The sequence below is a fragment of the Terriglobus albidus genome (genome assembly GCF_025685425.1).
GTDB lineage: Bacteria > Acidobacteriota > Terriglobia > Terriglobales > Acidobacteriaceae > Terriglobus > Terriglobus albidus.
Map to the genome: position 1 here is coordinate 130,281 of NZ_JAGTAS010000026.1, position 16,926 is coordinate 147,206.

At 58.5% G+C, this 16,926-nt stretch carries 15 protein-coding genes; 4 read left to right on the plus strand and 11 right to left on the minus strand.

The features are described from left to right. Positions 1-22 precede the first annotated feature (22 nt). Positions 23-745 carry a DNA alkylation repair protein gene (locus tag OHL21_RS04790; RefSeq protein ID WP_263416110.1) on the minus strand — a complete coding sequence of 241 codons (723 nt, stop codon included), beginning with the start codon at positions 743-745 and terminating at the stop codon, positions 23-25. Positions 746-1,420: 675 nt separating this feature from the next. Here OHL21_RS04790 and OHL21_RS04795 point away from each other — a divergent pair. Further along, positions 1,421-2,782, plus strand: a complete 1,362-nt coding sequence (locus OHL21_RS04795) for a bifunctional folylpolyglutamate synthase/dihydrofolate synthase (RefSeq protein WP_263416111.1) — start codon at positions 1,421-1,423, stop codon at positions 2,780-2,782. A 9-nt stretch (positions 2,783-2,791) separates the two neighbouring features. Then, positions 2,792-3,571: a lysophospholipid acyltransferase family protein gene (locus OHL21_RS04800; protein ID WP_263416112.1), complete on the plus strand. Its 780-nt coding sequence runs from the start codon at positions 2,792-2,794 to the stop codon at positions 3,569-3,571. Positions 3,572-3,840: 269 nt separating this feature from the next. Here the strand turns inward: OHL21_RS04800 and alaC are convergent, their stop codons facing one another. The 9 genes from alaC to OHL21_RS04845 form a co-directional block, all read right to left on the minus strand. After that, positions 3,841-5,031 carry an alanine transaminase gene (gene alaC / locus OHL21_RS04805; RefSeq protein ID WP_263416113.1) on the minus strand — a complete coding sequence of 397 codons (1,191 nt, stop codon included), beginning with the start codon at positions 5,029-5,031 and terminating at the stop codon, positions 3,841-3,843. A gap of 292 nt (positions 5,032-5,323) precedes the next feature. Further along, positions 5,324-6,421, minus strand: coding sequence for a redox-regulated ATPase YchF (ychF, locus tag OHL21_RS04810; RefSeq protein ID WP_263416114.1), 1,098 nt, complete (start codon positions 6,419-6,421; stop codon positions 5,324-5,326). A gap of 106 nt (positions 6,422-6,527) precedes the next feature. Then, positions 6,528-7,070, minus strand: a complete 543-nt coding sequence (locus OHL21_RS04815) for an SRPBCC family protein (protein WP_263416115.1) — start codon at positions 7,068-7,070, stop codon at positions 6,528-6,530. After that, positions 7,070-7,426: an ArsR/SmtB family transcription factor gene (locus OHL21_RS04820; protein ID WP_263416116.1), complete on the minus strand. Its 357-nt coding sequence runs from the start codon at positions 7,424-7,426 to the stop codon at positions 7,070-7,072. Before OHL21_RS04820 ends, OHL21_RS04815 begins: the two co-directional genes overlap by 1 nt. A gap of 189 nt (positions 7,427-7,615) precedes the next feature. Then, positions 7,616-8,533, minus strand: coding sequence for a RodZ family helix-turn-helix domain-containing protein (locus OHL21_RS04825; protein WP_263416117.1), 918 nt, complete (start codon positions 8,531-8,533; stop codon positions 7,616-7,618). 242 nt (positions 8,534-8,775) lie between these two features. Further along, positions 8,776-10,092, minus strand: a complete 1,317-nt coding sequence (locus tag OHL21_RS04830) for a dihydroorotase (protein ID WP_263416118.1) — start codon at positions 10,090-10,092, stop codon at positions 8,776-8,778. Next, a complete protein-coding gene (locus OHL21_RS04835; protein WP_399257350.1) occupies positions 10,089-11,093 on the minus strand; it encodes an aspartate carbamoyltransferase catalytic subunit in 1,005 nt (334 codons plus the stop codon). The genes OHL21_RS04830 and OHL21_RS04835 overlap by 4 nt, the downstream gene beginning before the upstream one ends. Positions 11,094-11,163: 70 nt before the next feature. After that, positions 11,164-11,733 (minus strand): bifunctional pyr operon transcriptional regulator/uracil phosphoribosyltransferase PyrR, encoded by a 570-nt coding sequence (gene pyrR, locus OHL21_RS04840; protein WP_263416119.1) that lies wholly within the window; start codon positions 11,731-11,733, stop codon positions 11,164-11,166. Positions 11,734-12,126: 393 nt separating this feature from the next. Beyond that, complete coding sequence (locus tag OHL21_RS04845) at positions 12,127-12,765, minus strand: hypothetical protein (protein WP_263416120.1); 639 nt, start codon at positions 12,763-12,765, stop codon at positions 12,127-12,129. A gap of 317 nt (positions 12,766-13,082) precedes the next feature. Here OHL21_RS04845 and OHL21_RS04850 point away from each other — a divergent pair, with 317 nt between their 5' ends. Then, positions 13,083-14,687: a S10 family peptidase gene (locus OHL21_RS04850; protein WP_263416121.1), complete on the plus strand. Its 1,605-nt coding sequence runs from the start codon at positions 13,083-13,085 to the stop codon at positions 14,685-14,687. A 458-nt stretch (positions 14,688-15,145) separates the two neighbouring features. Next, the gene (gene pncB / locus OHL21_RS04855; protein ID WP_263416122.1) at positions 15,146-16,450 is read left to right on the plus strand and encodes a nicotinate phosphoribosyltransferase; all 1,305 of its coding nucleotides are present in this window, start codon (positions 15,146-15,148) and stop codon (positions 16,448-16,450) included. A 66-nt stretch (positions 16,451-16,516) separates the two neighbouring features. Here the strand turns inward: pncB and OHL21_RS04860 are convergent, their stop codons facing one another. Then, positions 16,517-16,897 (minus strand): four helix bundle protein, encoded by a 381-nt coding sequence (locus OHL21_RS04860; RefSeq protein ID WP_263416123.1) that lies wholly within the window; start codon positions 16,895-16,897, stop codon positions 16,517-16,519. Positions 16,898-16,926: the final 29 nt, after the last annotated feature.

Below are 16,926 nucleotides of genomic sequence, written 5' to 3' on the forward strand. Positions count from 1 at the left end.
ATTTGCCGATGGTCTTTAGCGGTTACGTTCCGAACTCGCCGCGCAGCAGCAGCTTTCTACGTGCTTCGGGGAAGCGTTCAATGGCATAACGAAGCGTTGTGCGCGGCAGGCGGGCGTAGTGCTTTTCCAGGAATTCCAGCAGCTCTGCGGGTGATTGTTTGCCTGCTTCGCGCAGCATCCAGCCGACTGCCTTGTGGATGAGGTCGTGGTGGTCATGCAGCAGCCTGCGGGCGATGCGGAACGTCGGTGCGAGCTCTCCTTTGCGAATGGAGGCGTAGGTGGAGACAATGGCGATCCGACGCTCCCACAGCGAATCGGATTCTGCGAGACGGTCGAGCAGAGCGTACTGTGCCGGCACAATGTGTTCTCCCACCATGGTTCTTGCCGAGGCATCGACCAGATCCCAGTTGTTCACCCAGGCAGTGTGTTGCAGGTAGAACTGATGCAGCTCTTCGCGCTGTTCGCTGTCTCCGTATGCGCGTTCGTAGCGGCCACAGAGCAGGATCAGGGCGATCAGCCGGTGTTCGTGGAACTTTGAGCGGAGCAGCTTCTCGATCTCCGGCAGGGGAAGGTCGCGGAAGTGCTTTGCGATGGTGCGCTGCTGCGGAACGGTAAGGCCGAGCAGGAGATCGCCTTCGGCGTACTCGCCTTTACCGGTACGGAAGAATCGCTGGAGGAATGTGGCGCGTGCCGGATCTGCGAGCCGGGCTACTTCTGTTTTGACCGCTGCGGCGGTGATCTTCATGGGTGAAGCCGATTAAACACGATGGCGGACTTGGTTTTCATCTGGGGGCGATACTTGTTGCCCCATTCTTCGCGAAGCGAAGGGTAGGGTATCGCGCTACGCGCGACCGTCTTGCCCTTGACCGTAGAGACGGGGGAACAGGGTGACAATTCGTTTTGAGTTTACTCGGAGTTTAGTGGTATTCCTCGCCCACCCTAGCGTTGCGAGGGTGGGGCACCCGGGTAGGGAAAACAATAGGAAAAGCAGATTTCTCCGCTTCGCTGCGAAATGACAAAAAAGCTGGCACCCTTAGCGCTTCACTGCAGGTCTATTTGGGCAAAAGACAATACTTTTAAACACCAAAGACCGCGTCCAGGTTCGGACCGCGGTCCTTGTTTGCCGCACGCGAGGTGCGTGATCTTTGGATTTAGAGGTTCTCTTCGGCGTTGGCATCACCGGAGCGGGCGGCGGTGATACAAGGTGCGAGAACCATGGCAACGAAAACAAGAGCGATGATGATGTCATGCATACTGTGTGCCTCTTTCTGCAGAGCGTTTTCTCGCTCCTGGCAGAGTCAGAATCTCCCGAACGTGCTTTGAGGAACATTCCACTTCGGCATCCAGGGGCGAACAGTCGTGGTAGCCCGCATTCCACCTTCGTGGTACCCGGTTCACTAAAATAGAATGGGAGTCCTCCATGTCCTACCAGCTTGCCGTCGAACAGCTTTACGCCCGTGGCCACGAGCTTGCGCCGCCACAGCCGGGTGTGCCCCGCCGCAAGTTCGACCTAGCTCATATGCGCCGGTTGATGGCAGAGCTGGGCGATCCGCAGACTACCTTCCCGTCGGTGCTGATTGCGGGTACGAATGGGAAAGGATCGACGGCGTCGACTCTGGCAAGTGTGCTGACCGCTTCCGGCTATCGTGCCGGTCTCTACACCTCGCCGCATCTGGAGCGCATCAATGAGCGCATCCGCATTGGCAGCGAGCTGATCGGCGATGAGGCCTTCGCACAGCTCTACTTCCGTGTGGATGACACGTCGAACCGCCTGGTCGCTGCAGGGGAGCTGCCGCATCCTCCCAGCTTCTTCGAGGTGATGACGGCGATTGCCTTCCTCTACTTCGCGGAGCAGAAGGTTGAGATCGCGGTGCTGGAGGTTGGTCTGGGTGGACGTCTGGATGCGACGAATATTGTGGAGCCTATCGTCTCGGTGATTACCGATCTCGGCCTCGATCATATGGACTACCTGGGACCGACGCTGACCCATATCGCGAAAGAGAAGGCCGGCATTCTGCGCAGGAACGGCGTGATGGTCACGCTGCCGCAGCATCCTGAGGCTAACTTCGCTCTGGGAGAAGTAGCGGTGCCGCTGGAGGTGCGTGGCGTCAATGCGGCTGCGTATATCCCTGACCGCGGGCTGGCACAGACGAGTCCCTTCCGCAATGTGTATCCCCTGCGCGTGCTGGGGGAAGACATCACCATCGATGCACCGCTGGGCGGTGCACATCAGCAGCGCAATCTCGCGCTTGCGATTGCTACTGCAGTGGAGCTTCGCGAGCATCGTGGCTTTGCGAAGATCACGGCCGGCAGTATTGCCGCTGGGATTCACCAGATCGAATGGCCGGGGCGCCTGGAGTTGCTGACCAGCGGCGGTGTGGAGTTCCTGTTGGATGTGGCGCACAACCCTGACGGCGCATGGACGCTGCGCTCCGCGCTGGGACAGCTTCCGGAGTCGCGGCCGCGCACGCTGCTTTTTTCCTGTCTGCGAGACAAAGCCGTGGATGCCATTGCGCAGGTGTTGTTCCCGCTCTTCGATGCAAGTGCCGACCGTGTACAGGATCACATCGTGTTGGCTCCGATGATGAATCCTCGAGCCGCATCGATCGACGATCTGAAGCAGGCCGCCGCTCGTCTGGAGATTCCTGCGATAGAGGCCTCAGATGTTGCCGCCGCGGTTGAGCAGGCGCGTGCTGTTACACCCGCCGGTGGACTAGTCGTTGTGACCGGTTCGGTTTATTTGATCGGCGATGTGCGTCACATTCTGAAGAAAGAGATATAACCGACTACGATGGCGAAACCGACCACCGCACAGAAGCTTCTGACGTACATTTTGCTGGCGCCGCTGATTGTGGCGTCCACGGCGTTCTTCGGCATCATCTCTCTGATTACGTCGTTGTGGGACAAGAGCGGACGACAGCAGCATGCGATTGCGCAGGTGTGGGCGAAGTCACTGCTGCTGCTCTCGTTCTCGCCCATGAAGGTGATTGGTCGCGAGAAGCTGGGCCGTGTTGCGGTATACGCGTCGAATCACATTAGCTACATGGATACGCCGGCTCTGTTTGGGAATCTGCCGTTCCAGTTCCGCATCCTGGCAAATCACTATCTCTTCAAGATCCCATTTATCGGCTGGCATCTCACCCGCTCCGGCCAGGTGCCGATCGACCAGTCGAACCTGCGTTCGCAGATCGCCGGATTGAATAAGGGCACAGGAACGCTCAAGTCCGGCATGCCGATTCTGTTGTTCCCGGAAGCAGGCCGCAGCCAGGATGGCCATATCCGCTCGATGCTGTCGGGTGCTGCATTTATGGCGATCAAGGCCCAGGTGCCCATTGTTCCGTTGGCTCTGGTGGGAACACATGAATTGATGCCGATGCACGTGTATGCTCTGGCTCCACGGCTGTTGAAGCTGGTCGTAGGTGATCCGATCGATACTGCCGGGCTTACCACGAAAGATGCCGAGGCGGTAACGAAGAAGCTGCACGATGCGATCGCGGAGATGTATTACGCGCATAGCGATGTGCAACGGCCGGCGAAGGAAGAGCCTGCGGTGTCGGCGGAGCTGGCCTGAAGGCAGTTGCTGGTTGCTAGTTCCTGGTTGCTAGTTGAAGAAACAAATTTCAGGAGAGCCCCCAGTTTGGGTGCCCCACATACGCGAAGCTTATGTGGGTGTATCGAGCGGAGCTCGATACGCTTTTCCTTGTCATTTCGCAGCGACCGTAGGGAGCGGAGAAATTCTGCTTCTCTACCCATGCTGCTTGACGTATGGAAAAGCGGTCGCGCTACGCGCGATGCCCATGTCCCCGAGGGACATGGGGCACCCAGTTCTGTGGCTTGTCGTTAATCCCCGATGGGCTTGAAGAACATGTGTTTAATGCCGCGCAGTGCCTGGCGGGTACGTTCTTCGTTCTCGATCAGTGAGAAGCGAACGTACTCATCGCCATACTCGCCGAAGCCGATGCCGGGGCTTACCGCGACCTTGGCTTGTTCCAGCATCAGCTTTGAGAACTCGAGCGATTTCAGGTGACGGTACTGCTCGGGAATGCGAGCCCAGGCGAACATCGTTGCCTTCGGCAGATCCACCGGCCAGCCTAGCTTGTTCAGGCCGTGGACGAGGACATCGCGGCGTGAGCGGTAGTTGTCGCAGATGGCTTTGACGCAGTCCTGTGGACCTTCCAGAGCGAGGATGCTGGCGACCTGGATCGGTGTGAAGGTGCCGTAGTCGAAGTAGCTCTTGATGCGGGCCAGGGCGCCGACAAGCTTCTGATTGCCGACCATGAAGCCGACGCGCCAGCCGGGCATGTTGTAGCTCTTCGAGAGGGTGAAGAACTCAACGGCGATCTCCTTCGCTCCGGGAACCTGCATCACGCTGGGCGGCGTGTAGCCGTCGAAGGCGATGTCGGCGTAGGCGAGATCGTGCACCAGCCACACACCGTACTCCTTGCAGATAGCGACCAGCTTCTCGAAGAAGGGAAGCTCCACGCACTGTGCAGTAGGATTGGCAGGGAAGTTGACGATCAGCACCTTGGGCCGCGGTGTCATGCGCGGAATCACATCCTCAACCCGCGCCAGGAACTCATCGGTTGAGTCTGTGATGGGAATGCTGAGCACGTCTGCGCCGGCGATGACCGGGCCATAGATGTGAATCGGGTAACTGGGATTGGGCACCAGCACGGTATCGCCCTTGTCGAGCACGGCCAGGCAGAAGTGGGCGATGCCCTCCTTCGAACCGATGGTCATGATGGCCTCGGTCGCGGGATCGAACTCCACGTTATAGCGCTGCGCGTACCAGTTGCAGATGGCCTTGCGCAGGCGGGGAATTCCCTTTGAAAGCGAATAGCGATGCGTGCGCGTCTTATGCGCCGCCTCGATCATCTTGTCGACAATATGCTGCGGCGTCGCGCCGTCAGGATTACCCATGCCGAAGTCGATGATGTCTTCGCCGCGCTTACGCGCCGCCGCCTTCAGCTCGCCGGTTATGTTGAAGACATAGGGCGGAAGGCGTTTGATTCTAGGAAATTCGTCGCTCACAATGTTTCTATTTTCCCACGTGGGTTAGAAGCGGTGTTGTTGATTCCGGTTCCCAGCCTGCTCGATTCCGTTTTCTTTTGTCCGTTCGCAGCGACCGAAGGGAGCGGAGAAATCTGCTTCTCTCCCCATGCTGTTAGTGCGAAAAGCGGTTCGCGCGTAGCGCGAATACCCAGGTCCCCGAGGGACCTGGGGCACCCAGTTTGGTGGTTACTCGGGTGCTTTGGCGCCGTTAGCGGGAGAAGAAAACGGCAGTCGCAGATTTATCCAGAGGCACCGTATCAGGAGAATTGCTCTAGACGTTGAACTTGAAGAAGAGGATGTCGCCGTCCTTGACGACGTACTCCTTGCCTTCCGAGCGATAGAGGCCTTTCTCCTTTACCGCCTGTTCGCTGCCGAGGGCGAAGAGATCGTCGCAGTGGTAAGCCTCGGCGCGGATGAAGCCCTTTTCGAAGTCGGAGTGGATCACGCCCGCGGCTCCCGGAGCCTTGGTGCCGCGCTTGATGGTCCAGGCGCGAACTTCGGTGACACCGGCGGTGAAGTAGGTGATCAGATGCAGCAGCTTGTAGGCAGCGCGGATCAGGCGGTTGAGGCCAGGTTCTTCCATGCCTATGGCGGAGAGGAACTCCTTGCGCTCTTCCGGATCGAGCAGAGCGATTTCGCTCTCCATCGCGCCGCAGATGCGCACAACCTCGCTGCCTTCTTCGGCGGCGCGCTTCTCCACCTGGGCCGTCCACTCATTGCCCTCGGTCAGACCGGCTTCGTCGACATTGGCGACGTAGAGCATCGGCTTCTGGGTGATGAGAAAAAGCTCGCGGCTGGCGATCAGCTCGTCTTCGGTGAGGTCGGCAACGCGCGCGGGCTTGCCTTCGCCGAGCACGGCCTGCAGCTTCTTCAGAGCGGAGAGTTCGCTCTTCACCTTGGCGTCCTGCGAGTTCTTGGCAACCTTCTCGGTCTTGACCAGCCGCTTCTCGACGGATTCAAGATCGGCGAGCAGAAGCTCGGTGTTGATGACATCGATGTCGCTTAGCGGATTTACGCCGCCGGCAACGTGCACCACATTGTCATCGGCGAAGCAGCGGACGACGTGCGCAATGGCATCCGTCGAGCGGATGTGGCCCAGGAACTGGTTGCCGAGGCCTTCGCCTTTGCTGGCGCCGGCGACGAGGCCGGCGATATCGACGAACTCCATAGTCGTGGGCACGGTCTTGGCCGGCTTGACGAACTGGGTGATCTTGTCGAGCCGGGGATCGGGAACGACCACGACGCCCACGTTGGGCTCGATGGTGCAGAAAGGATAGTTGGCGGCCATCGCCTTGGCCGAGGTCAGCGCGTTGAAGATCGTGCTCTTGCCGACGTTCGGCAGGCCGACGATGCCACAATTCAAAGCCATTGCTGGGGTGGGCCCTCTACTCTCAAAAAAGCTGTCTCTTTGATTGTAGTGGGCGTGAAGAAAATGGGTCTCGCGGGAATGTGGCATCCACGAGGCCCATTTGTTACTAGGCTGTTTCGTAAAGCGCTTCGGACTTGCGGAAAAGATCCCAGAAGGGCTCCAGCGGCTTCTCTTCCAGAACGCCTTCCAGCACTTCCAGATGCGTATGCCAACCTTTGGTAAAGCCATCCGCCTGGGTCGCGTCGGAGACGCGGCGGTGTGTCAGGACGAAGCGGACTTTCTTGCCCTCGGGCGTGAGCTCGAAGAGGACTTCAGAGGGCTCCTCGCCCTCTCCCCAGCTCATACCGAAGCGACGGGGAGGCTCCCACACGGTTACCTTGTGCGTGCTGGTAAGGCCGTTTTCGTACTGTTTGAATCGGTCAGGAATCGCGCCCGGCTCAGGTGTCAGCTCCGCGTGTTTGAAGCGCATCTGGAACTCTTCGCCGACCGAGGTTCCGGCGTCGCCCTTGGCGAGCCACTTGCCACGCTTCTCGCCGTCCACAAGGTATTCCCATACCCGTTCGATGGGGCCGGGAAACAGGCGTTCGAAGCGGAATGTGTCTGCATTGACGCGCACTGCGCGCTTGTCGATGATTGTTGCCTGCTTCACTATTTCTCTCCTTTCGATTTCGCATCCGCTGCCGCGTCCTGTTCCAGCAGCATCTCCAGACGATCCAGGCTGTCGCTCCAGAAGCGTTCATAAAAGCGCAACCACTCGTCCGCCTTCTTCAGTTGCCGTGCCTCAAGACGGCACAGGTGCACACGGCCCACAATGCGCCTCCGCACCAGACCTGCGTTCTCCAGCACCTTCACATGCTTGGCGCCTGCTGCGAACGACATCTCGAAGCCTGCGGCCAGTTCACCGACCGAGCGCTCTCCACCCGCCAGCCGGCGTAGCATCCTGCGGCGTGTGCCGTCAGAGAGTGCATGAAAGACTCGATCGAGTTTCGCTTCACGTTCAACCATGTGGTTGAGTATTGCCTGGATCGGAGGGAATTGTCAACCGAATGGTTTAATGAAATCGAATGATGGATTATTGAATGATTGAATGACGTGGCGCGCAGGTTCTTATTCAATTCTTCAATCATTGGGTTATTCAAAAAAAGAGCGGACGCCGGGGGACGTCCGCTAAGGGAGGCTAGCTGTCTGTCTGTGCTACTGCGGTGAGGCCGTGTTGTTGTTTGCCGGGGGGACGACGCTGAGGTCGTCGGCCAGGCGGAAGCGGACAAGCGACTCGGCAGGTAAGTCGATGTCCTTGTTGCCGGTCAGACCGGCAACAGCTGTGCCTGCACCAGCGCCGGAGAGGCCGCCGACCAGAAGGCCGACGCCGCCGGTGGCCAGGCCGCCGATCAGCATGCCCGCGCCGGTACCGCCGCCGATCCAGGCGGCGCTACGCTTGCCCTTACCCTTCTTCGTGCGGGTATAGGAGCCGGTTTCCAGCGGATACTCGGTGCCGTTCAGGGTCATGCTGGTGAGGCGAAGTTGCAGAATGGATGCGCCCTTGAAGTGGCCGCGCTTGTGCGACTCCTCGACGACGCCGCCCACCGGTGTGCCACGCGGCACGATCACACGATCATTCACTGCGATCGGCTCGGCGATCTCGCCGGTAAAGCGGGAGCCCGCGGGCGTAGTCTTCACGCTGATGTGTTGATTGATGCGAATGGCCATATTGGTTCCGGCGGGAATCCGTACATCCGCCGGCTTCACAACCGGCTTATTCGGTTCCGGTACAGTAGCGCCCGCTGGGGCCGGGCTCGCGCCCGGTACAGTGCCAGGAGCCACCATGGGAGATGCTGCCGTCGTGGTCGTTCCGGGGACGCTGCCCGCCGGAGCTGGCGCAGTGGTTTGTGTGACCGTCTGCTGATGGGTCTGGGGATCGGGCGGTTGCACGGTCGTCGTAACGATATTGCCTTTGCCGTCGTTGGTTACGACCTGCTGCGGTTGGCCAGTAGCAGCAGCTTGTTGTTTTGCTTGTTCCAACGCTTTTTCATCTGCAGACTTGCAACCCGCAAGCGCACAGCACAACAGCAGAGCCGCCGCGGTAGATGAAATTGTCTTCCAGGGGAGAAACATCGATCGTCCTCGTTTCTGATCGCGCCAGTGGGTGGGGGAGGCGCGAGTTGGTTCGATTGATTTGATGCGCGCGATGTATGGGGAAGTTGTAAGTAGTGGAAAGTCGTTGAATAGTTGAATGGTTGAATTGTTGAATAGTATTTGCGTGGGATGATGCTGGGCGGTTCTTGAATTAGCAAATATTCAAAAGTAAAAGCCCGGCATTCACCGGGCTTTTACCATTCAACCATTCCACCATTCAACTAAGCCTTATAAACAATTCTTCCTTCCGAGATCGTCATCTTCACCACGCCCGGCAATGTCTGTCCATCAAAGGGCGTGTTGCGTGATTTTGAGGGAGAGTTGCGGGCATTGAAGGTCCAGGTCGACTTCGGATCGAAGAGGACGACATCGGCGAAGGCATCAGGCGCCAGGGTTCCGCGCCCGCGCAGGCCCATGATGTGTGCGGGTGCGGTGCTCATCAGGTGAACCAGGCGCAGCAGCGGCATGCGGTGTTGGTGATGCAGCATCTTGATCGAAAGTGACAGCGCTGTCTCCAGACCGGTGATGCCGTTCGGAGCCTTCTCGAACTCCTGCTCCTTCTCATGCACCGCGTGCGGAGCGTGATCGGTCGCGATGCAGTCGGCAGTACCGTCCAGCAGTGCTGTCACCATCGCTGCGCGGTCGGCCTCGCTGCGCAGCGGGGGATTCATTTTCGCGTGCGTGTTGTAGCCTTCGACTGCTTCATCAGTCAGCATGAAGTGGTGCGGCGCAACCTCGCAGGTTACGTGCAGGCCCGCGCGCTTGGCGTGACGGATGGCTTCCATCGCCTTTGCAGTCGAGACATGCTGTACATGCAGATGTGGCCGCGGACCTTTGCCTGATGTGGTGAGCTCGCGCACCAGGCGAATGTCGCGTTCCACAATGCCGGACTCTGCTTCGACAGACATGCCGCGCAGGCCCAGGCGGAAGGCGCGTGCGCCGGCGTTCATGCTGGCGCCCACCGTGATCTTGGTGTTCTCCGCATGCTGGATCATCGGCAGACCGGCGCGCGCAGCAGCGATCAGCGCCTGGTGCATGACGGCGTCTTGCAGGACAGGTTTGCCGTCGTCGGAGACGCCGACGGCGCCGGCAGCCTTCAGCGAGCCGTATTCCGTGATGGTTTCGCCCATGCTGCCGCGGGTTGCGGCGGCGACTGGAAAGACGCGGATGACAGCGTTGCGCTCCGGTGAAAGCGTCCAGCGGGTGATCTCCGGCGAGTCGTTCACAGGGGAGGTGTTGGGCATGCAGCAGAGCGCGGTGAATCCGCCCATGGCTCCGGCCCTCGTGCCGGACTCGATGGTTTCCTTGTGAGCCTGTCCGGGTTCGCGCAGGTGAACATGGATATCGACTAATCCAGGTGCGACCACCAAGCCGGTGGCATCAATGACCTCGGCGCCTTCTTTTTTGGCAGTAGGGTTGAGCTTGCCCGGATCGCCGACCTCCACGATACGGTTGTCATGGATCAGCAGGTCGCGCGGACGATCGGTGCGCGATGGCGGATCAATCAGATGGCCGCCTTTGATCAGAATCGATTTCATGCGGCGCCTCCGTTCAACGCGCGTACCAGAAGCGCCATGCGGATGGCGAGACCGTTACGTACTTGCTCTTCAATAGCGGAGTTTGGACCGTCGGCGATATCAGCGGTGATTTCGAGCCCACGGATCATCGGTCCGGGATGCATCACCAACGCGTCAGGTGCATGTTTGAAGTAGCGATCTTCGTTGAGCTGGAACTGTTTCTGGTAGTCGGCCAGGTCGATCTGCATGCCTGCGAGCCGCTCCTTCTGGATGCGAAGCATCATGGCAACCTGCGACTGCTGCAGCGCCTTATCGAAGTCGCGTTCCAGCGTGATACCGGGATACAGGTCTTCAGCTTCCGGAGGAAGCAACTGCTGTGGACCGCACAGGATGACCTTTGCTCCCAGACGCGGCAGCAACAGTGCATTCGAACGGGCTACGCGTGAGTGCAGAATGTCGCCGGTGATGCAGACTGTAATGCCGTCGAGTGCCTTGTCCGTTACGGCTTGCATCTTCCCCAGGCGGCTGAGGATGGTGCGAAGATCCAGCAGCGCCTGCGAAGGATGCTCGTGCATACCGTCGCCTGCGTTCAGTACGGGCAGACCGGTATGCTTTGCCAGCAGGTAAGGTGAGCCGGAGGCATTGTGGCGCAGGATGATGCACTCCGCGCCAAGGGCGCGCAGGGTCAGTCCGGTATCTTTCAGGCTCTCGCCCTTCTCGATCGAGGAGGATTTGTCGCTGACCAGTGTGGTCATGGCGCCGAGGGACTTCGCTGCGAGCTCAAAGCTGGTACGCGTGCGGGTGCTGCTCTCATAGAACAGCAGTGCCAGCTTGCGGTTTTCCAGCAGGGTCGCGTGCTTGCTTGATGGTTCGCCGGCCAGGCGCTCGGCGAGCGCAAGAATATTGCTGACCTCGTCGAGCGAGAGCTGCGTGATGGAGAGCAGGCTGCCAGGGTGAATGCCGTCGGCTGGTGGTGTGGTAGCCTTCGGCTGCGGCGCCTCAGTGGCAGTCTTTTTAGGCACAGACTTAGGCGCAGATTTAGAGGCGGACTTGGTGGCAGGTGACATCAGGGTGTGAGACGGGGAACCTGGGTTAGTCGACTCGCTCCACGAGCAGAACCTGCTCCTGCTGGTCGACTTCGTTGAACTTCACTTCAATAATTTCACGATCAGTTGTTTGAACCTTGCGGCCGATGAACTGCGCTTCGATGGGCAGTTCGCGCCACCCGCGGTCAATCAGCACCAGAAGTTGTACCGAGCGAGGACGCCCGTGGTCAAACAGGGCATCGAGCGCGGCGCGGATGGTACGGCCGGTATAGAGCACGTCGTCCATCAGAATGATGTCGCGGTCGTTGACGTCAAAACCGATCGCGCCGGGAGTCACCGTCGGCCGCAGTCCAGAGGTTGAGAGGTCGTCGCGGTAGAAGCTGATGTCGAGAACGCCGGTATCAACCGTGGTCTTCTCAATCGCTCCGATCAGCTTTGCCAGACGCTCCGCCAGGGGAACACCGCGGCGCTTGATGCCGACCAGACCCAGGTTGGCCGCGCCATTGTTCTTTTCGACAATCTCGTGTGCCAGGCGCACCAGGGTGCGCTCAATCTCTGAGGCAGACATCAGTCTGCCCTTCTCGCGGAGGGTAGGTTTCGGCTTCGACTCGCTCATTCTGCCCTCGAATGATACGTGGCCCACAGTCTGCAGGCAACCGGGGGACGCTGGATGGAAGTCGATGGGTTTCCAGAGACAGCGTTGGCTGTAGATGGCGTCGCTTGCCGACAGGTGTGTGAATTTTCTGTGTATTCGGATATCGGTCACGCCGGGTTCGTCGGGGCAGTTTGGGAGTTCGAGGGGAGCTCCAATTGTTTTTGTCATCCCGCAGGGATCTGCTTTTGAGGTTTGGAGCCGGGAGAACCATCGGTAGAGAAGCAGATTTCTCCGCTACGCTTTGAATGAGAACATGCCAACCATCGCGTTCTCACCCCAACGAACAAGTTCGTCGGGACCCCGATATGCGATGGATGGCACCCGGTGCATGGGTTTCGCACGTAGGTCGATCAGCTAATTTGCTTGTTTTTCCTTGTCTTTATTGTCGTCGCCGAAGCTGATCTTGCCTGGCAAATCGAGCGCTACCAGACCAAAGCGGGTGATGTCACCCTTCTTCTCGATACCGACGATGTGCTGATGCTGCTTCGAACCGGCCCGCAGATCCAGATCGCCTTTTACAGAGTCCGCACCCTTGCCGTTGACGTTCACGTGGCCATCCTTCTCCTCGCAGGTGAGGCCTTGGCCTGTATGGGTAGGAGTCCCGATCGGTTGGTTATCCTTGCAGGCAATCACGTCTCCATAGGCGGCCAGCGCCTTGCGGTAGTAGGCCTCAACCTTGTCGGCTGAATCGGGTGTCGTGTAGGTCACTGCCTTCACGTGAATGCGGAAATCGCCGAAGCCCATATTGAAGTCGGCCGCATCGGGTTCTTCCTTGCCATCTTTCTGTTTCAGCTCGAGGGAGGCGCCGGGATAGATGGGCAGGCCGAGACCGCTGACCACCTTCTCCGGGTCGGTCTTTACCTGCAGTCCTCCAAATGGAGTGGCGACACGAACATCCTTGTTGCCGGACTCGCCGCTGGAGGTAACGCGGCAGCCGGTGGCGAGCAGCGCAGTCGCAGATACGAGAGTGAGCAGGCAGACGGAGGTTTTCATAGTGATGGAAGGATACGGCGAGTTGCGCAGATTCGTTCCAGCGAGGCGAAAATTTGCTTGACTTATCCGTATCGACAACACAATATGTTGTACGGTCCCATTGTTCGGGGCAATTAGGCTGGCTAACGATGCAGATTCCGGGCCCTTAGGGAGAGTCCGGCGGAGGCAAGTATGGTTAGCAGGTCCAAATGTCAGAAGAACAACCAGGCACCGACAATCCTTGAGCGAGGCCCCACCGCTGTGGGGCCTATTTTTTGCCTGTAACCTGTTGCAAGAATGGAATCCCCGTCCCCCATTCCCCAGGTGTCAACATCACGATGAAGAAGCTTGTTTTTCTGGTTTTTGTAGCTGTTTCCTGTTTTGCGCAACAGAAGGAAGAGCCGCCGAAGGTTCCCGCCCCTGCCCCTGCGGCCGCCATGCCCGCAGCCCCGAAGCCTGATTCAGAGACCGAAGGTTCGGTCATCGCCAACGGCCAGCGTGTCGACTACCGGGCGGTTGCCGGAACGCTGACGGTTGCAGCCGACGATGCGCATGATGCGCAGATCTCACTCGACGGAAGCTGGCTGCCTGAGGCCCACATCAATCTGGAAAAGCCGGAGGAGGCTCCGGCGACGGCCCGCATGTTCTACACGGCCTACTTCAAGAAGGGCGCCAAGGCCGAGGAGCGGCCGGTAACCTTCCTCTACAACGGTGGCCCAGGCAGCTCGACCATGTGGCTGCATATGGGCTCGTTCGGACCAAAGCGTGTGATCACGAACGACACACATCATGATCCGGCAGCGCCGTACAAGATCACGGAAAATGCCTATTCGCTGCTCGACGTCTCCGACGTGGTCTTCATCGATATGCCGGGAGCCGGCTTCAGCCGTATCTTCGGCAAGGACAAGGAAAAGTCCTTCTGGGGCATCGATCAGGACGCGCATGCGTTCGATCGGTTTGTCCGGCGTTTTCTGACCAAATATTCGCGCTGGAACTCACCGAAGTATCTCTTCGGCGAGAGTTATGGCACGACACGCTCGGCGGTGCTCTCGAATCTGCTGCAGAACAACGGTGTTGATCTCAACGGTGTCATCCTGCTCAGCCAGATTCTCAATTTTGCCGACTCGGCTGATGGATCTCGCTCCAACCCGGGTGTCGATATGGCATATGTGCTGTCGCTGCCCAGCATGGCGGCTACAGCGTTCTATCATCACAAACTGCCCAGCCAGCCGGCCGCCCTCGAGCCGTTCCTGAGCGAGGTAGAGCACTTTGCCATGACGGACTATCTGCTGGCGCTGGCGAAGGGAGCCGATCTCAGCGATGCTGATGAAAGGGCGATCGCCGACAAGCTGCATGGCTACACCGGTCTTCCCGTCGATTATCTGCTACGTGCCAATCTACGCGTCAACGGCGGCGGATTTTCCAAGATGCTGCAGCTGGGCGATGGTCTGACAACGGGCCGTTTGGACTCTCGCTACGAGGCGCCGGATATCGATCCGCTGGCATCGGAGGCAGAGTACGACCCACAGGGACAGGCAATTACTTCGGCCTATACCGCGGCTATCAACAGCTACACCCGCGAGATCCTGAAGTACGGCGATCAGTTGACCTATAAACAAAGCGTTTACGGGGATCCCGGGTTTGATTGGGATATGCGCAAGACCTTCGGCCGTGGCGCCAATGTCATGACCGACCTGGCGAACTGCATGAAGGGCAATCCCAGGATGAAGGTCATGCTGCTGGGCGGCTATTTCGATCTCGGAACGCTCTACTTCGGAGCAGAGTACGAGATGAAGCATCTGCAGATTCCGTCATCGCTCGAAAAGAACATCAGCTACCACTTCTACGAGTCCGGGCACATGGTCTACCTGAACGAGGCGGTGACGAAGCGCTTCCACGATGACACCGCCGAGTTCATCCGGTCCACGCAGAACGGAAAGTAATGGTTTCATACATCGCAAGACGTATAAACCCCGCTTCAGGGCGGGGTTTATACCTTTCGGGTGTGCTTTTGCGCACTTGGATGGACATCTATGAGTGCCCATCCTCGTTGACCAACAAGCTTGGCCATTGGAACCCCAAAAAACGGGGGTCGGCAGAAAGAGCGCTGAAGGCGCGCCCTATACCAGCCTGGGGCAACGCTCCAGGTATCCGGCGCCATTGAGAAATCAAAGGGCTGAAGGCCCCCTCTATAACTCCGCAGTGAAATCGAGTTTGTCGATGAGCTCAGGAACAATATTTCGGACTAGCTGAATATCGCGTACCAGGGAGAGGAAAAGCCGGGCCCATGTCCCTAAGGGGATATGGGGCACCCCGCGCATCGGTTATCGCCAATACGTCGATATGCCCGAGCTTCCGATTCACCGCATTCCACCTCCAGAGAAAATGCTCTAATGGCAGCATGATCTTGAACCTCGCGCGGCGAGCGCATAACCATAACTGGGCACTGGACCCGATCGTCCGCTCGCTGCTGGATACGGACTTTTACAAGCTGCTGATGCTGCAGTACATCTGGAAACATTTTCGTGACGTCCAGGTGACCTTCTCCGTCGTGAACCGCAAGTCTGTTGTGCGGCTGGCAGAGCAGATCGATGTCGAGCAGTTGCGGGCGCAACTGGATCACGTACGTAGCCTCACCTTCAAGAAGAGCGAACTGGTGTGGCTCGCCGGCAATACCTTCTACGGCGTACGCGGTATCTTCGAGCCCGCCTTTCTTGAATGGCTGGAGCATGACTTCCGTCTTCCGGACTATCTGCTCGATGTTATCGATGGACAGGTGCGGCTTGAGTTCGCAGGCGAGTGGACGCAGGTGACGATGTGGGAGATCTATGCGCTCTCCATCCTGAGTGAGATGAAGACGCGGTACGGTCTGCGTGGCCTGAATGAGCTGGAGCTCGACATTCTGTATGCGCGGGCGAAGACAAGGCTCTGGGAGAAGATCGAACGGATGCGCGCGGTCGATGGTCTACGCATCGCGGACTTCGGCACTCGCCGCCGTCACAGTTTTCTGTGGCAGGAGTACGTTGTCGATGCGATGCAGTCCACGCTTGGCGATCGCTTTACGGGAACATCCAATACATATCTCGCCTACAAGCACGATATGGAAGCCATCGGCACCAATGCGCACGAGCTACCTATGGCTCTGGCCGCCATGGCGAACAACGATGAAGAGCTATTGCAATCGCAGTACAAGGTGCTGGAGCTCTGGCAGCAGACCTATGGCGGAGCGCTGCTGATGCTGCTTCCCGACACGTATGGCAGTACGCAGTTCTTTCGCAACGCGCCGGACTGGGTCGCAGCATGGACCGGTCTGCGCATCGACAGCAAAGATCCTCTTATCGCGGGCGAGGAATATATTGCGTGGCTCAAAGAGCGTGGTCAGGATCCCTGCCGCAGACGCCTGATCGCGAGTGATGCGCTCGATGTGGATGAGATTCTCAACCTGCATCATCGCTTCCATGGACGTATCCGCTTCAGCGCAGGCTGGGGAACTCTGCTGACAAATGATTTTCGCGATTGCCACCCGCGTGGAGAACACGAGCTGGAGCCGCTTGGCCTGATCTGCAAATTGCAGACAGTGAATGGAAGGCCCGCGGTCAAGCTAAGTGACAACTACCAGAAAGCCACCGGGCCCTCTGATGAGGTGGCAAGATATCGGAAGGTATTTGGGAGCGAAGGTGTGGAGAATGTTCCAGTCCTTGTTTAGGAGTTAAAAGTTGAAAGTTAAAAGTTAAAGCGTTAATACCTGGGTGGTACATGCTTCGAAGCCTCATCAAGCTGAAGGCTTCTCTGTCTTCTTTGGCGAGAGGTAGGCCCAAAGATTATGCAGCATGCGGCTAACTTCCAGGGTTTGCATTTGTAATTCTTCTCCCGCTTTGCTCGCTAACAAGCCGATTCTTTGCGCGAGTTCGATCTGCGTTTGCAGTTCATTGGCAGAGCCTCGCGCGATCGTAACGAACTGTCGATAGTCTTTGCGGGTTCCGCGATTTGACCCCTCAGCGAGGTTGCTTGGAATGGATACCGCCGCCCTGCGCATTTGAGCAGCGAGACCGTATATCTCTCGAGGGGGAAAGCCGTCGGTGTTACGGTACACCGATTCGGCTAATTGCATCGATTTCTGCCAGACAAGGAGCTCGCGGAACGATTTGGCCATGTCGCTGCAGTGTAGCGGGCCTTCATTGC